The sequence below is a fragment of the Tritonibacter sp. SIMBA_163 genome (genome assembly GCF_046535935.1).
In the GTDB taxonomy this organism is placed as follows: Bacteria; Pseudomonadota; Alphaproteobacteria; order Rhodobacterales; family Rhodobacteraceae; genus Epibacterium; species Epibacterium scottomollicae.
The window spans coordinates 1-251 of the sequence record NZ_JAWJBP010000932.1; the positions used below are offsets into that span (position 1 = coordinate 1).

The 251-nt window shown below is 66.1% G+C and carries 1 pseudogene; it reads left to right on the top strand.

The window, feature by feature from the left end:
- A pseudogene (locus R0J92_RS25060) lies at nucleotides 1-251 on the top strand (carbohydrate ABC transporter permease); the annotation flags it as partial.

The following is a 251-nucleotide window of genomic DNA, read 5'->3' on the forward strand; positions in this document are numbered from 1 at the left end:
TGGCTGGCACTGGACGGACATCGTCACCTGGGTCTGGCTCGTCGGCGGGCTGCTGATCATGTTCGGCCCGGCCGTCTGGCTTGGCTTTTCCTCGTTCAAGTCGCCAGCGGCGCTTGCCGAGTTTCCGCCCACCATCCTGCCCTATGTAACGCAGCAGGTGAATGTCGAGGGTTACGACCAGCCGCTGGCGCTCTACGAGGCCACCTTGCCGGACGGGAGCACGCAGGTGCTGGCCGAGGTGCGGCGCATCG